Origin of the sequence: Comamonas thiooxydans (assembly GCF_002157685.2) — a bacterium.
GTDB lineage: Bacteria > Pseudomonadota > Gammaproteobacteria > Burkholderiales > Burkholderiaceae_C > Comamonas > Comamonas testosteroni_H.
The window spans coordinates 4,781,222-4,795,652 of the sequence record NZ_AP026738.1; the positions used below are offsets into that span (position 1 = coordinate 4,781,222).

Below are 14,431 nucleotides of genomic sequence, written 5' to 3' on the forward strand. Positions count from 1 at the left end.
GACCCCATAGAGCAGTCATAGATCGATGGCTGACAGCGCACAGCAGATCAGCGCTGCAGCCCGTTTTTATTCAAATCGTTTAAGGAGACGAACATGGCATTGAACGAAACCCACGACGCCGGCCTGCAAAGCTGGGTCGCCAGCGCCAACACAGGCAGCAGCGATTTCCCCATCCAGAACCTGCCGTTTGCAGTCTTTCGTCGCAAGAACGGCAACGAGGCCTTTCGCGGCGGCGTGGCGATTGGCGACCAAGTGCTGGACATGGCGGCTGTTCGCGATGCCAAGGCACTGGGCAGCGATGTGCAGGCCCTGGTCGAAGCAGCAGCGCAAGGTCAACTCAACAGCTTGATGGCCATGGGCCCGGCGTCTTGGTCGGCCCTGCGCCTGGCCCTGTCGCGCGCCTTGCGTGCCGGCGCTGCCCAGGAAGCCGCCCTCAAGGCCTGCCTCGTGCCCCAGGCCGATGTAGAGTACAGCGTACCCGCACAGGTGGGCGACTACACGGACTTCTACACCTCCGTGCATCACGCCACCAATGTGGGCAAGCTGTTCCGCCCTACCAACCCGCTGATGGAAAACTACAAGTGGGTGCCCATCGGCTACCACGGTCGTGCCTCCAGCATCCGCATCTCGGGCGTGGACTTCAAGCGCCCCAACGGCCAGCTCAAGGCGCCCGATGCCGACCCCGTGCTCAAGCCCTGCAACCGCCTCGACTATGAGCTGGAGATGGGCATCTATGCAGGCTCGGCCAATGCCTGGGGCGAGGCCATCGGCATCGAGGACGCTGAAAACCATATCTTCGGCCTGTGCCTGCTCAACGACTGGTCGGCACGCGACGTTCAGGCCTGGGAATACCAGCCACTGGGCCCCTTCCTGTCCAAGAACTTCGCCACCAGCATCTCGCCCTGGATTGTGACGCTGGAAGCACTGGAGCCCTATCGCACGGCCTTTGTCCGCCCGTCCGAGGACCCACAACCCCTGCCCTACCTCAGCTCCGAAGCCAACTCGCAGCGCGGTGCGCTCGATGTGCAGCTCACGGTTGCCATCCAGACCGAGAAGATGCGCGCCGAAGGCAAGGCCGCCGAGCAGATCACCCGGACCAGCTACCGCCACGCCTACTGGACCATGGCCCAGCTGATTGCCCACCACACCGTCAACGGCTGCGATCTGCAACCCGGTGACCTGCTGGGCACAGGCACGCTGTCCGGCCCCACCATGGCCGAAGCCGGCGCCCTGCTGGAAATCACCGAAGGCGGCAAAAAGCCCTTGAGCCTGAGCAACGGCGAAACCCGCACCTTCCTGCTCGACGGAGACGCCGTGGTCTTTGCCGGCTGGTGCGAAAAGCCCGGTGCCGCACGCATCGGCTTTGGCGAATGCCGTGCCACCGTTCTGCCCGCGCACCAGGCCTGAGTCTGCCTCGGCCATCCCGCAAAGAACCGGCCTGGCGCCGGTTTTTTGTTGGGAATCTGCCTTCGGCCTGCTCGTAACGCCGTGACACAATTGCAGTCATGCCTTCCGCTTCGGACACCCCCACCCCTGCGCTCGCCCCTGCTGGCCGAAACCAGCGCCAGGAGCCCGTGCTGAACCAGCCTGCGCGCTCGGATGCCAGCCCCTTGCCTGCCTCCATTGCAGGAGCATTTGCAGCCGCAGCCTATTCCATGCAGCACAGTCTGCAGCACGAGGCCGAACAGACCGCTGCACCCGAGGAGGAGGACAGCGGCCTGCTGCCCCAACTCTATGCCAGTCGCCTGAGCCCACGTTCACGCGACTTTTACCTGGCCCAGTTCAAGCGCTTCGATGCCCTGGACCGCAGCCTGCCCAGCTGGAATATGGCGGCAGCCTTCCTGACCCTGGCCTGGTGCTGCCTGCACGGTCTATGGCGCGAGGCTGGCAAATACCTCGCAGCCGTCACGGCAACCGCGCTGATCTGGTGGTTTGGCCTGCGCCCGGCTCTGCCCGAGGCCATGGCTCTGGGCCTGGGCATTGCACTCTGGCTGGTGGCCGTGGCCGTGCCCGGCCTGCTGGGCAATGGCTGGTACTGGCGCAAGATCAGGGCCCAGACGCTGCAGGCGATCACTGACGCGCCCAATATGGCCGCCGCCCATGCCGCCTTGCAGGCGCAGGTCGGCTCTCCTCGCAACAGAACCGCAGCCATGCTGGTGCTGGCCCTGCCTGTGGCAGCGGCCGCAGGCGCGGGCCTGGCCTTGCTGCCCGCCGACGGCCCGGCACCGTCCAAGAGCGCGGAGCCTGCAACCACCGCAGTGGTCAATCGTCCAGCGGCCAGCCCGGACCTGGCAAAGCCCGCCCCCGAAGCGGCCTCCACTGCCGTCCAGCCAGAAAACCGCCGGGCAGAGCCAGCGCCTACGAGCGCCACCGAGACAGACACACGCGCAGAGCAAGCTGCGCCCGACGCAGTTGCCTCAGTGCCGAGCAAAGCGGCGGTCAAGGCCGAGCCGAGCGAAAAGCCGCCAGCCAGGCCGGCGACAGATACAAAGGAGCAGCCCGTCAAAGATGCCCCCTCGACACCCCATGCCGGCTCGGATCTGGTTCCTGGCAAGTTCTATCTGAATCTGGGCGTCTATTCCGAGGCCGGCAATGCCGACAAGGTGCTGGCACAGCTGCAAAAGTCCAGACTACCTGCGCTGACGCAGAAGATGGCCAGCAACAAGGGGGAGGTCACCCGGGTACGCAGCGGCCCCTTCGAGAGCCGAAAGCGCGCTGAAAAGGCTGCGCGCAAGCTGCAGGCCGCGAATATCGATGCCAGCATCTTTCAAAGTGCAGAAGGCGCCCACAAGCCATAGACTCAGGCGCTGAAAATTCACAGCCAAAATGCCACTATCCCCTTGATGGAATTGCGCATGAAGCTATCAAATTTTCGCATTGCTTTGTTGCACCCGCTTGCACATCAAGGCTTGGTCTGGCATGCGCGAGCACCTGGGGGCGCTATGGTGTGGGGCATGAAGCATCGAACACCCACTCTGCATATTTCCACCCGCCCTTTGCTCGGCATGGCAGCTGCCGGCATGGCTCTGCTGATGGCTGGCTGCGCCAGCAACGGCATGGTCGCAGGCGGCACGACCGCCCCGCCTGCGCGTCAGCTGCAGGTATGCCACGCGGAGCCGGTACAGATCTATATCGGCCACAACACCGTGGCGTCGACGCTGGAAACCATCCGCCAGAAATCCGGCTCATACCTGCTGCGCGTGCTGCGCGAGGGTCAGCCCGCCACCATGGAATACAACCAGGAGCGCCTGAACGTCATCACCAATGACGCAGGCAAGATCACGGCACTGCGCTGCGGCTGAGCCCCCGCCAGGACTTACAGGAACATTTCCTGCAGGTCGCTCAGAAAGTCAAAGCCGCGTTCGGTGGGCACCACGCGGCCCAGGTCGCGGGTGATCAGGCCCTTGGCCTGCGCCTGATCCAGTCCCTTGGCAATGGCTGACATGGGCAGGCCCGTGCGCTCCATGAACTCCTGCAGCGCAAAACCGCCACGCAGGCGCAGCGCGTTGAGCATGTATTCGAACGGCAGCTCGGCTCGCTTGACCTCGTTGTCCTGCGCCAGCGGCGTGCCGGCCAGCGCCATGTCCATATAGCGGGCCGGATCGCGAAAACGTACCTGGCGCACGATGCGGTGGGCAAAGCTCAGCTTGCTGTGCGCACCGGCGCCAATGCCCAGATAGTCGCCAAACTGCCAGTAGTTGCTGTTGTGAAAGCACTGGTGGCCTTCCTTGGCATAGGCCGAGACTTCGTAGCGCTGCATGCCGGCTCCCTGGGTGCTGGCCGTGATCAGGTCCAGCATCTCATAGGCAGTGTCATCCTCCGGCACCACGGGCGGATATTTGGCGAAATAGGTGTTGGGCTCGATGGTCAGGTGATAGATCGACAGATGTGGCGGCGCAAACGACAGCGCCGTGTCCACATCGCGCTGCAGATCGGCAAGACTCTGGCCGGGCAGCGCATACATCAGGTCGATATTGAAGGTCTCGAAATTGTCGGCCGCCTCGCGCACCGCAGCCTGGGCCTGCGCCGCGTCGTGCACGCGTCCCACGGCCTGCAGATAGCGGTCGTCAAAGCTCTGCACCCCTATGGACAGGCGGTTCACGCCGGCCGCCCGGAAAGCCTTGAAGCGGTCCTTCTCGAAGGTGCCGGGGTTGGCTTCCATGGTGATCTCGCAATCGGGCTCCATGCGCAGACGCGCGCGCAGACCGGCAATCAGCTTGTCTATGGACTCGGGCGAGAACAGGCTGGGCGTTCCACCGCCCATGAAGACGCTGTGCACCGTGCGCCCCCAGATCAGCGGCAGCGCCGACTCCAGATCGGCCATCAGGGCATCGATATAGCGGTCCTCGGGCAGTGCATCCCCCTTGGCCCAGGCATGCGAGTTGAAGTCGCAATACGGGCATTTCTTGAGACACCAGGGCAGATGCACATACAGCGACAGCGGCGGCAGACTGCCCAGCTGCAGCGTGCCGGGACGCATGTAGTGCTGAATGTCGCGCTGCACCGCGGCTTCGGCCGTCTCGGATTGAGGCTGGATGGGGATCATGGGGGGGACGTACTTTTCTCTGGCTCAGCAAAAAACCGATACTGCTAAAACTAGCACAGCCCCAGCTCAGAGATGCCGAGCAAGGGCTAGGCGGCCCCGCCGCCCCGCAGCGAGGGCATCGTCCCCCTTCCATAGCGCGCAGCGCGTAGAGAAAAGGGAAAGGTGCGGGGCCGCCTAGGCAAAGCGCCTCAGGGGGTTACAGCCATCTCTCTTTCACCATCTCGATCATGGTGCGCGAAGAACGACCACGATGGCTGTGTGCATGCTTGAGCTCGGGCTCCATCTCGGCAAAGGTCAGGCCCAGCTCGGGGATCAGCAGTACCGGGTCAAAGCCGAAGCCATTGCTGCCTCGGCGCTCGGTCGTGAGCAAGGCCTGCACGCGACCCACGGCAATCAGCGGCTCGGGGTCCTTGGGCGAGCGCACGCCCACCAGGGTGCTGACCATGGCGGCACGGCGGTTGGCCACGCCCTGCATCTGTTCGAGCAGCGCACGCACATTGTTGTCGTCGCTTTTCTCGTAGCCGAACTGGGTGCAATAGTAGGCCGTGTCCACGCCGGGTAGACCGCCGAAATGATCCACGCACATGCCGGCGTCATCGGCAATGGCGGGCAGGCCGCTCTTCTCTGCCGCGAAGCGCGCCTTGGACAGCGCATTCTCGACAAACGTGCCATAGGGCTCGGGAGCTTCTCCCTCGAACAGATCGCCCTGGCGAATCAGCTCCACGCCCAGCGGGGCAAACATGGCCTGCAACTCGACGAGCTTTCCGCGGTTGTTGGATGCCAGCACAATTTTCATAATAAAAATCCATGGAAGCGCTTATGGCGCTTGCGCAATCAGCTATTGATTCAGTAGTTTCAAGCCCAGGCCTGCTGCGGCCTGCAACCCGATTCAGGTCTTGGCTTTCTGGCGCTGTGCCGAGCGGCGTATGGCCTCGTTGATTTCGGCAATCGATCGCTCGATGGCCTCGTCATCGAGCTCATCCTCGCAGTCTTCGATCGGCCCCACCTGTATCGTGGACTCGAAGCCCTGATCCTCGATCTCCTGCGTGGAAATGGAAGACGGCTCGAAATTATTCGGTGTTTCCCATACCAGTGCCAGCACGGTGACATTGTCGCTGCCGTCCCCGGCGCGCTTGAGTGCCGTATCGACCAGCATGGGCACAAAGTGGGCCACGGCCTTGCCGTTCATGATCTGGAGAATTTCCGGTGTCGGGACCGCCCCCCAGAGGCCGTCCGAGCACAACATCAGCTGATCGCCCTCCTCCAGCCGCCTGGTCTCGCTCACATCGAAGATGGGTTTGGAGGGCGACCCCAGGCAGGTGAACAGCACATTGCGGTTGGCCTGCGCGAGCACGGCCGAGACCTTGCGCATCTCGGTGTACGAGTGGTCGCGCGTGCGCTCCACAAGCTGCCCCTCGCGCACCCAGTACAGGCGCGAGTCGCCGCAATGAATCCAGGTCACCTTGCCGTCCTGCAGCACCGCCGCCACCAGCGTGGTGCGCGGCGTGTCCATCATGCCCTTGGTGCTGGCATAACGCAGGATCTGGCGATGGGCCTGCAGCAGCGCCTCTTCCAGAAACAGCGCAGGCTCTTCCAGCATGGGCTTGGCCTTTTGCTGAAAAAGCGTGGAAACCACCTGCAATGCTATCTGTGCGGCCACTTCGCCGTCCGGATGCCCGCCCATGCCGTCCGCCAGCACGAACAATGCCGCCTCTCGCGTATAGCAGTAGCCCATGCGGTCTTCGTTGAGGGCACGGCCTCCGCGGCGGCTGAGCTGGAAGACGGAAAATTTCATGGTTTGCGATTGCTGTCGGTCACCGCTCCACGTTCGGAGCCGCCGAGTTTCTGAAGATTCTTCCTGGCGTCATGCACCATGTTGTCAAACTGCATGCGCATGCGTTCCTGCATGCTGAGCTTGGTATAGCGACGCTCGCCTTCGCGGCTCAGCTCTTTTTGCAGAGCAAACACCGACTGCGGGCGCGAGAGCGGATCCATGGCCATGCACCACTCCACCACCTCGATCAGATTGTCCGAATACACGCCGCGCAGCTTGTTCAAGGCAAGGGCCAGTCGGTCCTTGTCCTGACGCTGCGGAGCTTCATTGGGCGGTATGCCCTGCATGCAGGCATAGATGCAGGCGCCAATGGCGTAAATATCGGTCCAGGGACCCAGCTGGGAATCGCGCCGGTACATCTCCGGGGCAGCAAAGCCTGGCGTGTACATGGGACGAATGAAGTTGCCCTCCTTGGACAGCACTTCGCGCGCGGCGCCGAAATCGATCAGCACGGCCTTGTCGTCATTGGTGATGAAGATATTGGCGGGCTTGATGTCCAGATGCAGCATCTTGTGCTGATGCACGATGCGCAGGCCGCGCAGCACCTCGTCAAACAGAGAGCGGATGGTCGACTCCCTGAACACCTTGTCGGCCTTGAGCTCGCGCGCCGTGACGATGAACTCCTGCAGGGTCGCCCCTTCCAGGTAGTTCATCACCATGTAGACGGTTTCGTTTTCGCGAAAGAAATTCAGCACGCTCACCACGGAGGCATGCGAAATCTGCGCCAGCGAGCGCCCTTCCTCGAAAAAGCTCTTGAGCCCGAGGCGATAGAGGGACAACTTTTCTGGCGCCACCATGGGCTGCAATTCGGCAGGCGCCCGGGTGGCAAGCGAAGCCGGCAGGTACTCCTTGATCGCGACCTGCTGGCCATCGGCGTCCAGAGCCAGGTAGACAATCCCGAACCCCCCCGAGGAAATCCTGCGCACCACCCGGTATCCACCTATTGTGCTGCCCGACGGTAGGGGTGCTGGCTTGGTTTTTGTAGACATTTTTTACCGGTAAACCTCAAGGATGATTCGAAACCCGGATAATCGGGAAATTGCAAGCATCCATCAAAAGTCCAATGCCAGTTTACAGCATGACCGGATACGCCAGTGCCCAGCACAGCGCATCCGTTGAGGGTGGTCAAGAGTCCCAGTCCAACAGCCGTCTGGGCCTTGAGATCCGCGCGGTCAATAGCCGCTTTCTGGATTTGTCCTTCCGCCTTCCCGACGAACTGCGCGCCCTTGAACCGGCCCTGCGCACCTTGCTCACCGCGCGCCTCAAGCGCGGCAAGGTGGAAGTACGAGCCGCCATCGACGTCTCCAGCAACCAATCCCTGCCCCTTCCCTCAGCCACCCAGCTGCAACGCCTGGTGACCCTGCAGGACTCGGTTCAGGCCTGGCTGCCCAAGGCACGCGACCTGTCCGTGGCCGATGTGCTGCGCCTGTGCAGCGGCACCGCCTCCGCCACCACGGACTGGAGCGAGATCGCTCCGGCCCTGGCCGAACAGGCCATCACCGAGCTGCTCGCCGCCCGCGCCCGCGAGGGCGAGCGCCTGGCCGACATGCTGCTCGACCGCATCAAGCAACTGCGCGAACTGGCCAAGACCGCAGTGCCGCTGGTGCCGCAGTTGGTTGAGCAGCAGCGCCAGAAATTCCTGGAGCGCTGGAAGGAGGCCATGGCCCTCGGCGAAGGCTCGGTTGCACCCGAGGCCGCCCAGGACCGCGCCCTGGCCGAAGCCACGGCCTTTGCCATCCGCATCGACGTGGCTGAAGAAGTCACGCGCCTGGGCTCTCACCTCGACGAAATCGAGCGTCTGCTCAAAAAGGGTGGCGACATCGGCAAGCGTCTGGACTTCCTGATCCAGGAATTGCACCGTGAAGCCAACACCCTCGGCTCCAAATCAGCCACGCTGGAGCTGACCCGCATCAGCGTCGACATGAAGGTGCTGATCGAGCAAATGCGCGAACAAGTGCAGAACATCGAGTAAGCAAGCCCTGGGCGTACCGACCCCGTACGCTCGATTCATGCCCAAAGTCATGCCCAAAGTCATGGACCATCCCGGAAATCTATTTGTCGTGTCGGCACCCAGCGGTGCCGGCAAATCTTCCCTGGTACGCGCCCTGCGTGAATTCGACGCACGCGTCTACCCCTCCGTCTCTCACACCACGCGCGCACCGCGCGGCCAGGAAAAACACGGCCGCGAGTACTACTTCGTCTCGGATGCCGAATTCGACGCCATGGTCGCCAACAACGGCTTCGTCGAATGGGCCAATGTGCACAGCCGCCGCTACGGCACGGCCAAGAGGTCTCTGGAAGAGCGCATCCAGAGCGGCACCGATGTGCTGCTCGAGATCGACTACCAGGGTGCCCTGCAGGTCAAGCAGGCCTTTCCCAATGCCGTGCTGATCTTCATCCTGCCGCCCAGCTGGGACGAGCTGCGCGCCCGCCTGGAAAATCGTGGCGAGGACGCTCCCGAAGTCATCGAGTTGCGCCTGAAGAACGCCGAAGAGGAAATGGCGCAGGTCGCAAAATTCGACTTCGTTATAATCAACGAACTGTTTGAGAGTGCGCTCTTTGATCTCAAGGCGATCATTCACGCGCAACGCCTCAAATATGCGGCCCAGCGGCGCCTTCGCGCCGACACCTTCGAGTCGCTCAATATCCCTGAATCCAACTGACCGTTCCCGGAGTTCCTGATGGCACGCATTACTGTTGAAGATAGCCTGGAGCAGATCCCCAACCGCTTCCAGCTCGTTTTGGCCGCGACTTATCGCGCCCGCATGCTCAATCAAGGCCATACCCCCAAGATTGAAACCAAGAATAAGGCCAGCGTCACCGCCCTGCGTGAAATCGCAGACGGCAAGGTAGGCCTGGAAATGCTGAAGAAGGTGCCGGGTTGAGCTGTTGCATCGCAGCACCAAAATAGACAATTAAGCACCGCTCGTCGGTGCTTTTTTGTGCCTAGCAGCTTGCACTCCATACTTGCAGGCTACATTTAAGGAATATGACAGCGGCCCAGAACTCGACGATTGCTCCTTCCTCTCCGGCACCGGCCAAGCCTCAGCGCATGCCCGCTGATCAGGCTGCACGTGTGTCGGCTGCTGCTTTTGAGGGCTTGATGGAGCATCTCGGCTATCTGGATGCCGACAGCGCCGAGCGCGTGCGCCAAGCGTATATCTACGCAGATCAAGCACATACCGATCAGTGGCGCAGCAGTGGAGACCCCTATATCACCCACCCCATCGCGGTCACGGGAATCTGCGCCAACTGGAAGCTCGATGCCCCCGCCCTGATGGCGGCCCTGCTGCATGACTCCATGGAGGATTGCGGCATCACCAAGCTGGACCTGAAGGAACGCTTTGGCGAGGATGTGGCCGAACTGGTGGACGGGCTGACCAAGCTGGACAAGCTGCAGTTCAACACCCGCGAGGAAAACCAGGCCGAATCCTTTCGCAAGATGCTGCTGGCCATGGCGCGCGATGTGCGCGTCATCCTGATCAAGCTGGCCGACCGCACCCACAATATGCGCACCATGAGCGACATGCCGCGCAGCAAGTGGGGCCGTATTTCATCCGAAACGCTGGAAATTTACGCACCCATCGCTCATCGGCTGGGTCTGAACCAGACCTATCGCGAGCTGCAGGACCTGTCGTTCAAGCATCTGCACCCCTGGCGCTATGCCACACTGGAAAAAGCCATCGGTCGCTCGCGTACACGCCGCCGTGATCTGGTCCATCGTGTGCAGGATGAAGTCAGCACCGCTTTTGCCACGCACAGCCTGTCGGTGCGCCTGCTGGGCCGCGAGAGCACGCTGTATTCGCTGTACCAGCGCATGCAGAAGAACCAGCTGAGCTTTGCCAAGGTCACCGACATCTACGGCTTTCGCATCATCGTCCCCAAGACGCTGGACTGCTACACCGCCCTGGGCGTGCTGCACCAGAAGTACAAGCCCATGCCGGGCCGCTTCAAGGACTACATCGCCATTGCCAAGAGCAATGGCTACCAGTCGCTGCACACCACGCTGGTCGGTCCCTCCAGTGTCAGCATCGAATTCCAGATTCGAACGGAAGAGATGAACATCGTGGCCGAGGCCGGCGTCGCGGCCCACTGGCTGTACAAGGCGCAGCAAGGTCATGACTCCGAGCATCTGTCCACCCAGTGGCTGCAGTCCCTGCTCGATATCCAGAACGAGACCCGCGACGCAGCGGAGTTCTGGGATCACGTCAAGGTCGATCTCTTTCCCGATGCCGTGTACGTGTTCACGCCCAAGAGCGAGATCATGGCCATGCCGCGCGGTGCCACGGTGGTGGACTTTGCCTACGCCATCCACAGCAAGATCGGGCATCGCACCACAGCGGCCAAGATCAATGACGAAGAAGTGCCGCTGCGCACCGAACTCAAGAGCGGCGATGTGGTGCAGATCATCACCTCCGAAACCTCCACGCCCAATCCGGCCTGGCTGAGCTTTGTAAAAACCGGACGCGCGCGCTCCAAGATTCGCTCCTACCTCAAGAATGCGGCCCAGACCGAAGCCGGTCAGCTTGGAGAAACGCTGCTGGCCCAGGCTCTGCGTGCCGAAGGCATTGACAGCGTACCGGCGCAGGACGATGCCAACAAGAACGTCTGGGACGAGATCTTGCGCATCACGGGCAACCGCACGCCCGCAGACCTCATGGTCGATATCGGCATGGGCCGCCGCATCGCCTCGCTGGTGGCGGCGCGCATGACCGCCTTCATGACCAAGCAGGGGGTGCGCCCGGATGCCCTGCTCATCACGCAGGAGCGCTTCAATACGCACAACCGCCCCTTCCAGGGTGCGGTCACGCTCAACGGCGACGAGAGCAGCTCGGTCTATTACTCGCACTGCTGCCGCCCCGTGCCTGGCGACCCGATTCTGGGCTACCTGGGCGGTCAGGGCCTAGTCGTGCACCACGCCCATTGCAACAATGCCATCAAGCTGCGTGAAAAGGATGCCGACCGTTTCATCACCGTGGACTGGTCCGACGACATCACGCGCCTGTTCGAGGCAGGCATCGTGGTCACGGTGCAAAACAACAAGGGCGTGCTGGCCCGTGTGGCGGCCGAGCTATCGAATGCCGAAGCCGATATCGTGCGCGTCGAGATGACCGATGAAGCCGCGATCGGCACCACCGACCTGCGCTTTGTCATCTCCGTGCAGAACAGCGTTCAGCTGGAGAATGCGCTGCGCAATCTGCGCCGCCTGCACTCGGTCATTCGCGCCAGCCGCGTCATGGCCTGACCTCTCCCATGCTCCAAAAGGCCGCCTCGGGCGGCCTTTTTCATGGGCGAAAGATTTTGTTGCATTCTGCGGGCGCTATCCCGCCATGCAACAGTCCCCAGGCCACGGCAGCAAGCGACAATGGCATTCATGCTCCAAACCGCACCTTCGCTTCTGAATGTCCGTCAGCCGCTGCTGATCACCGCCATCGCAGCAGCCCTGCTCGCAGGCTGCGCCACCCGGTCCGAGCCTCCAGCAGCGGCGGTGTCCGAGCCGGCACAGCCCGCCAAAGCAGAGCAAGGCACTGACGAAGCAGCGATGGAAAGTCCCATACAGGCCAGCAACTTCGCACACTGGAAGCAGGAATTTGCCCCACGCGCACGCGCAGCAGGTATTTCGGAGCGCACTCTGCGCAGCGCATTGGCCGGTGCCAGACTCCAGCCCAGCATCGTCAGGCTCGACCGCTCACAGCCCGAGTTCACGCGCACGCCCTGGCAGTATCTGGATAGCGCCGTCTCCGCACAGCGCATCAAGACCGGCAAGCTCAAGATGCAGGAACACGCAGCCAGTCTGCAGGCGGCCAGCCAGCGATATGGCGTGCCGGCGCCCGTGATTGCAGCCATCTGGGGCATGGAGAGCAATTACGGCAGCAACTTCGGCAGCTTCTCGGCCGTGGATGCGCTGGCCACTCTCGCCTTCGACGGCCGCCGTGCCGAATGGGCGCAGAAGGAGCTCATTGCCGCGCTGCGCATCATCGACAACGGCGATATCGACGCCGCGCATATGATCAGCTCGTGGGCCGGTGCCATGGGCAACACCCAGTTTCTGCCCTCGGTCTTCCTGCAATATGCAGTCGATGCCGATGGAGACGGCCGCCGCGACATCTGGGGCTCCATGGCCGATGTGGCCGCTTCCACGGCCAACTATCTTGCAAGCTCGGGCTGGAACCCCGGCGAGCCCTGGGGTGTGGAAGTGCGCCTGCCAGCCAATTTCGATTACGCGCGCACCGAGCTTTCCACACGCCAGAACAGCAATGCCTGGGCTGCAGAAGGCGTGCAAAGCATGAACGGTCAGGCTTTGCCTGCGATGGCCGGAGCCAGCATCATTGCACCGGCCGGAGCCCGTGGTCCGGCCTTCATGGTGGGCAGCAACTTCCGCGCCATCCTGCGCTACAACAACTCCACCAACTATGCACTGGCCGTGAGCCTGCTCGCCTCGCAGCTGGCAGGCAATGGCGGTGTCAGCGCCGAATGGCCGCGCGATCTCGGCGCACTCACGCGTGAGCAGACCAAGGCGCTGCAGACCGCACTCAGCCAGCGCGGCTTTGCCACCGGAGCGGCCGACGGCGTGATGGGGCCGGCCACCCGTGCCGGGCTTCGTCAGTACCAGCAGAGCCAGGGTCTGGCGGCAGACGGCTACCCCACGCTGGAGCTGCTGCAACGCCTGCAGACTGGCAATCAGCCTCAAAAACAATAGCTTTCAGCGCTTGTTGATCAACAATTTCAATATTAAAACCACCTGAAATCATTGAAAATCAGGCAAGTACAGCTCACAAAATAAAAGCGCGGCTTCCACATCGGAAGCCGCGCTTTTTTACAGCTCGTGAACTCAGGAGCGCGTCGCAGGCTGAGGATAGCTGACGTCCAGAATCTCCAGCATGCGCACCCCGGCCGGCGTGGGCAAGGCCACCTCGTCGCCCACGCGCGCCTTGAGCAGTGCACGCGAGACCGGGGCAATCCAGCTGACCTGGTTCTGCGCACTGTCCGCCTCGTCAATGCCCATGATGGTGATGGTGCGCTCCACGCCCTCGTCATCCACGTAGCTGACCGTGGCGCCAAAAAAGACCTGATCGCTGCCTGAGTGCACGGCAGGGTCGACCACCTCGGCGATTTCCAGTCTCTTGGTGAGAAAGCGAATGCGGCGGTCGATCTCGCGCAGACGCTTCTTGCCGTAGAGATAGTCACCGTTCTCGGAGCGGTCGCCGTTGCTGGCCGCCCAATGCACGATCTCCACGATCTTGGGGCGCTCGTTGTCGATCAGATCCAGCAGCTCGTCCTTGATGCGCTGGTAGCCCTGTGGCGTGATGTAGTTCTTGCCGCCGGCGGGCAGTGGCGGCAGAGCGCCGACGTCGTCATCGTCGTCGCCATCCGATTCTTTGGTGAAAGCCTTGCTCATGAGACCGATCTTCACACAGTTCCGGGCCTGAGCAGGCCAGGACTCGTCAAAGCCCGAAAACGAAAAAGCCTCAGAACCTTTCAGTTCTGAGGCTTGTCGTTTGGTGCGGCTGGCAGGAATCGAACCCACGACCCCTTGGTTCGTAGCCAAGTACTCTATCCAGCTGAGCTACAGCCGCTAAGCCTCGAATTATATACAGATTTTTGAGCCACTCGGTGAAAACCCGGATTTTTCTTCAAAAGCGTTCCAGCCTCGTCAGGCCTGCTGAAACAGGCAAGGCAAAAACGAAAAAGCCTCAGAACTTTTCAGTTCTGAGGCTTGTCGTTTGGTGCGGCTGGCAGGAATCGAACCCACGACCCCTTGGTTCGTAGCCAAGTACTCTATCCAGCTGAGCTACAGCCGCTAAGCCTCAAATTATATACAGATTTTTGAGCCTGCGGAAAAGGTCTCCAGGAATTTCAGATCCCGCGCGCTGCTTCAAGCCTGCGACCACATGAAAAGCCTGATTCCAAGCACATGCATATGCGCTAATCTTGAGCGCTGAAACCGGTCCGCCAGCAAGCTGCTGTCGACCTCTGCGATGCCGTGTTCATGGCCCCAAAAAGCCAGGCCTCGCGCGTCAGGGCAACCGGTCGCTCCAGGCCGCCGCACG

13 protein-coding genes and 2 tRNA genes are annotated in these 14,431 nt (G+C 62.0%); 8 read left to right on the forward strand and 7 right to left on the reverse strand.

Translation table 11 applies throughout. The features are described from left to right. Positions 1-93: 93 nt before the first annotated feature. From fahA to CTR2_RS22285, 3 genes are all read left to right on the forward strand, one after another. Positions 94-1,407 (forward strand): fumarylacetoacetase, encoded by a 1,314-nt coding sequence (gene fahA / locus CTR2_RS22275; RefSeq protein ID WP_087080870.1) that lies wholly within the window; start codon positions 94-96, stop codon positions 1,405-1,407. A gap of 98 nt (positions 1,408-1,505) precedes the next feature. Beyond that, on the forward strand, positions 1,506-2,798 hold the full coding sequence (locus CTR2_RS22280) for an SPOR domain-containing protein (protein WP_087080869.1): 1,293 nt from the start codon (positions 1,506-1,508) through the stop codon (positions 2,796-2,798). Positions 2,799-2,942: 144 nt separating this feature from the next. Continuing rightward, positions 2,943-3,302, forward strand: a complete 360-nt coding sequence (locus CTR2_RS22285; protein ID WP_087084467.1) for an I78 family peptidase inhibitor — start codon at positions 2,943-2,945, stop codon at positions 3,300-3,302. A 14-nt stretch (positions 3,303-3,316) separates the two neighbouring features. On the opposite strand, the gene hemW is transcribed toward CTR2_RS22285, so the two are convergent. From hemW to CTR2_RS22305, 4 genes are all read right to left on the reverse strand, one after another. Further along, entirely contained in the window at positions 3,317-4,546 is a 1,230-nt protein-coding gene (gene hemW / locus CTR2_RS22290) for a radical SAM family heme chaperone HemW (protein ID WP_087080867.1), read from the reverse strand. Between the two features lie 196 nt (positions 4,547-4,742). Further along, entirely contained in the window at positions 4,743-5,342 is a 600-nt protein-coding gene (locus tag CTR2_RS22295) for a non-canonical purine NTP pyrophosphatase (protein ID WP_087080865.1), read from the reverse strand. Positions 5,343-5,435: 93 nt separating this feature from the next. Beyond that, positions 5,436-6,341, reverse strand: coding sequence for a PP2C family protein-serine/threonine phosphatase (locus CTR2_RS22300; RefSeq protein WP_087080863.1), 906 nt, complete (start codon positions 6,339-6,341; stop codon positions 5,436-5,438). Next, the gene (locus tag CTR2_RS22305; RefSeq protein ID WP_034358139.1) at positions 6,338-7,369 is read right to left on the reverse strand and encodes a serine/threonine protein kinase; all 1,032 of its coding nucleotides are present in this window, start codon (positions 7,367-7,369) and stop codon (positions 6,338-6,340) included. Before CTR2_RS22305 ends, CTR2_RS22300 begins: the two co-directional genes overlap by 4 nt. A gap of 89 nt (positions 7,370-7,458) precedes the next feature. Between CTR2_RS22305 and CTR2_RS22310 the strand changes: the two genes are divergently transcribed. The 5 genes from CTR2_RS22310 (at position 7,459) to CTR2_RS22330 (ending at position 13,080) form a co-directional block, all read left to right on the forward strand. After that, a complete protein-coding gene (locus CTR2_RS22310) occupies positions 7,459-8,352 on the forward strand; it encodes a YicC/YloC family endoribonuclease (protein WP_310224462.1) in 894 nt (297 codons plus the stop codon). Positions 8,353-8,413: 61 nt separating this feature from the next. Then, complete coding sequence (gene gmk, locus CTR2_RS22315; RefSeq protein ID WP_087084466.1) at positions 8,414-9,043, forward strand: guanylate kinase; 630 nt, start codon at positions 8,414-8,416, stop codon at positions 9,041-9,043. Positions 9,044-9,061: 18 nt separating this feature from the next. Further along, on the forward strand, positions 9,062-9,265 hold the full coding sequence (gene rpoZ, locus CTR2_RS22320) for a DNA-directed RNA polymerase subunit omega (RefSeq protein ID WP_003052081.1): 204 nt from the start codon (positions 9,062-9,064) through the stop codon (positions 9,263-9,265). Positions 9,266-9,369: 104 nt separating this feature from the next. Continuing rightward, a complete protein-coding gene (locus tag CTR2_RS22325; protein WP_087080859.1) occupies positions 9,370-11,625 on the forward strand; it encodes a RelA/SpoT family protein in 2,256 nt (751 codons plus the stop codon). A gap of 120 nt (positions 11,626-11,745) precedes the next feature. Beyond that, positions 11,746-13,080 (forward strand): lytic murein transglycosylase, encoded by a 1,335-nt coding sequence (locus CTR2_RS22330; RefSeq protein ID WP_087080857.1) that lies wholly within the window; start codon positions 11,746-11,748, stop codon positions 13,078-13,080. Positions 13,081-13,212: 132 nt separating this feature from the next. Here the strand turns inward: CTR2_RS22330 and greB are convergent, their stop codons facing one another. The 3 genes from greB to CTR2_RS22345 form a co-directional block, all read right to left on the reverse strand. Next, entirely contained in the window at positions 13,213-13,779 is a 567-nt protein-coding gene (gene greB / locus CTR2_RS22335; RefSeq protein ID WP_087084465.1) for a transcription elongation factor GreB, read from the reverse strand. A gap of 101 nt (positions 13,780-13,880) precedes the next feature. Then, positions 13,881-13,957, reverse strand: a tRNA-Arg gene (locus tag CTR2_RS22340). 148 nt (positions 13,958-14,105) lie between these two features. After that, a tRNA-Arg gene (locus CTR2_RS22345) sits at positions 14,106-14,182 on the reverse strand. Between the last annotated feature and the right edge of the window lie 249 nt (positions 14,183-14,431).

Excerpts from the sequence above, each read along its gene's own strand:
- fahA (WP_087080870.1), top strand. The coding sequence starts at position 94 with ATGGCATTGAACGAAACCCACGACGCCGGCCTGCAAAGCTGGGTCGCC.
- CTR2_RS22280 (WP_087080869.1), top strand. The coding sequence starts at position 1,506 with ATGCCTTCCGCTTCGGACACCCCCACCCCTGCGCTCGCCCCTGCTGGC.
- CTR2_RS22285 (WP_087084467.1), top strand. The coding sequence starts at position 2,943 with ATGGTGTGGGGCATGAAGCATCGAACACCCACTCTGCATATTTCCACC.
- hemW (WP_087080867.1), bottom strand. The coding sequence starts at position 4,546 with ATGATCCCCATCCAGCCTCAATCCGAGACGGCCGAAGCCGCGGTGCAG.
- CTR2_RS22295 (WP_087080865.1), bottom strand. The coding sequence starts at position 5,342 with ATGAAAATTGTGCTGGCATCCAACAACCGCGGAAAGCTCGTCGAGTTG.
- CTR2_RS22300 (WP_087080863.1), bottom strand. The coding sequence starts at position 6,341 with ATGAAATTTTCCGTCTTCCAGCTCAGCCGCCGCGGAGGCCGTGCCCTC.
- CTR2_RS22305 (WP_034358139.1), bottom strand. The coding sequence starts at position 7,369 with ATGTCTACAAAAACCAAGCCAGCACCCCTACCGTCGGGCAGCACAATA.
- CTR2_RS22310 (WP_310224462.1), top strand. The coding sequence starts at position 7,459 with ATGACCGGATACGCCAGTGCCCAGCACAGCGCATCCGTTGAGGGTGGT.
- gmk (WP_087084466.1), top strand. The coding sequence starts at position 8,414 with ATGGACCATCCCGGAAATCTATTTGTCGTGTCGGCACCCAGCGGTGCC.
- rpoZ (WP_003052081.1), top strand. The coding sequence starts at position 9,062 with ATGGCACGCATTACTGTTGAAGATAGCCTGGAGCAGATCCCCAACCGC.
- CTR2_RS22325 (WP_087080859.1), top strand. The coding sequence starts at position 9,370 with ATGACAGCGGCCCAGAACTCGACGATTGCTCCTTCCTCTCCGGCACCG.
- CTR2_RS22330 (WP_087080857.1), top strand. The coding sequence starts at position 11,746 with ATGGCATTCATGCTCCAAACCGCACCTTCGCTTCTGAATGTCCGTCAG.
- greB (WP_087084465.1), bottom strand. The coding sequence starts at position 13,779 with ATGAGCAAGGCTTTCACCAAAGAATCGGATGGCGACGACGATGACGAC.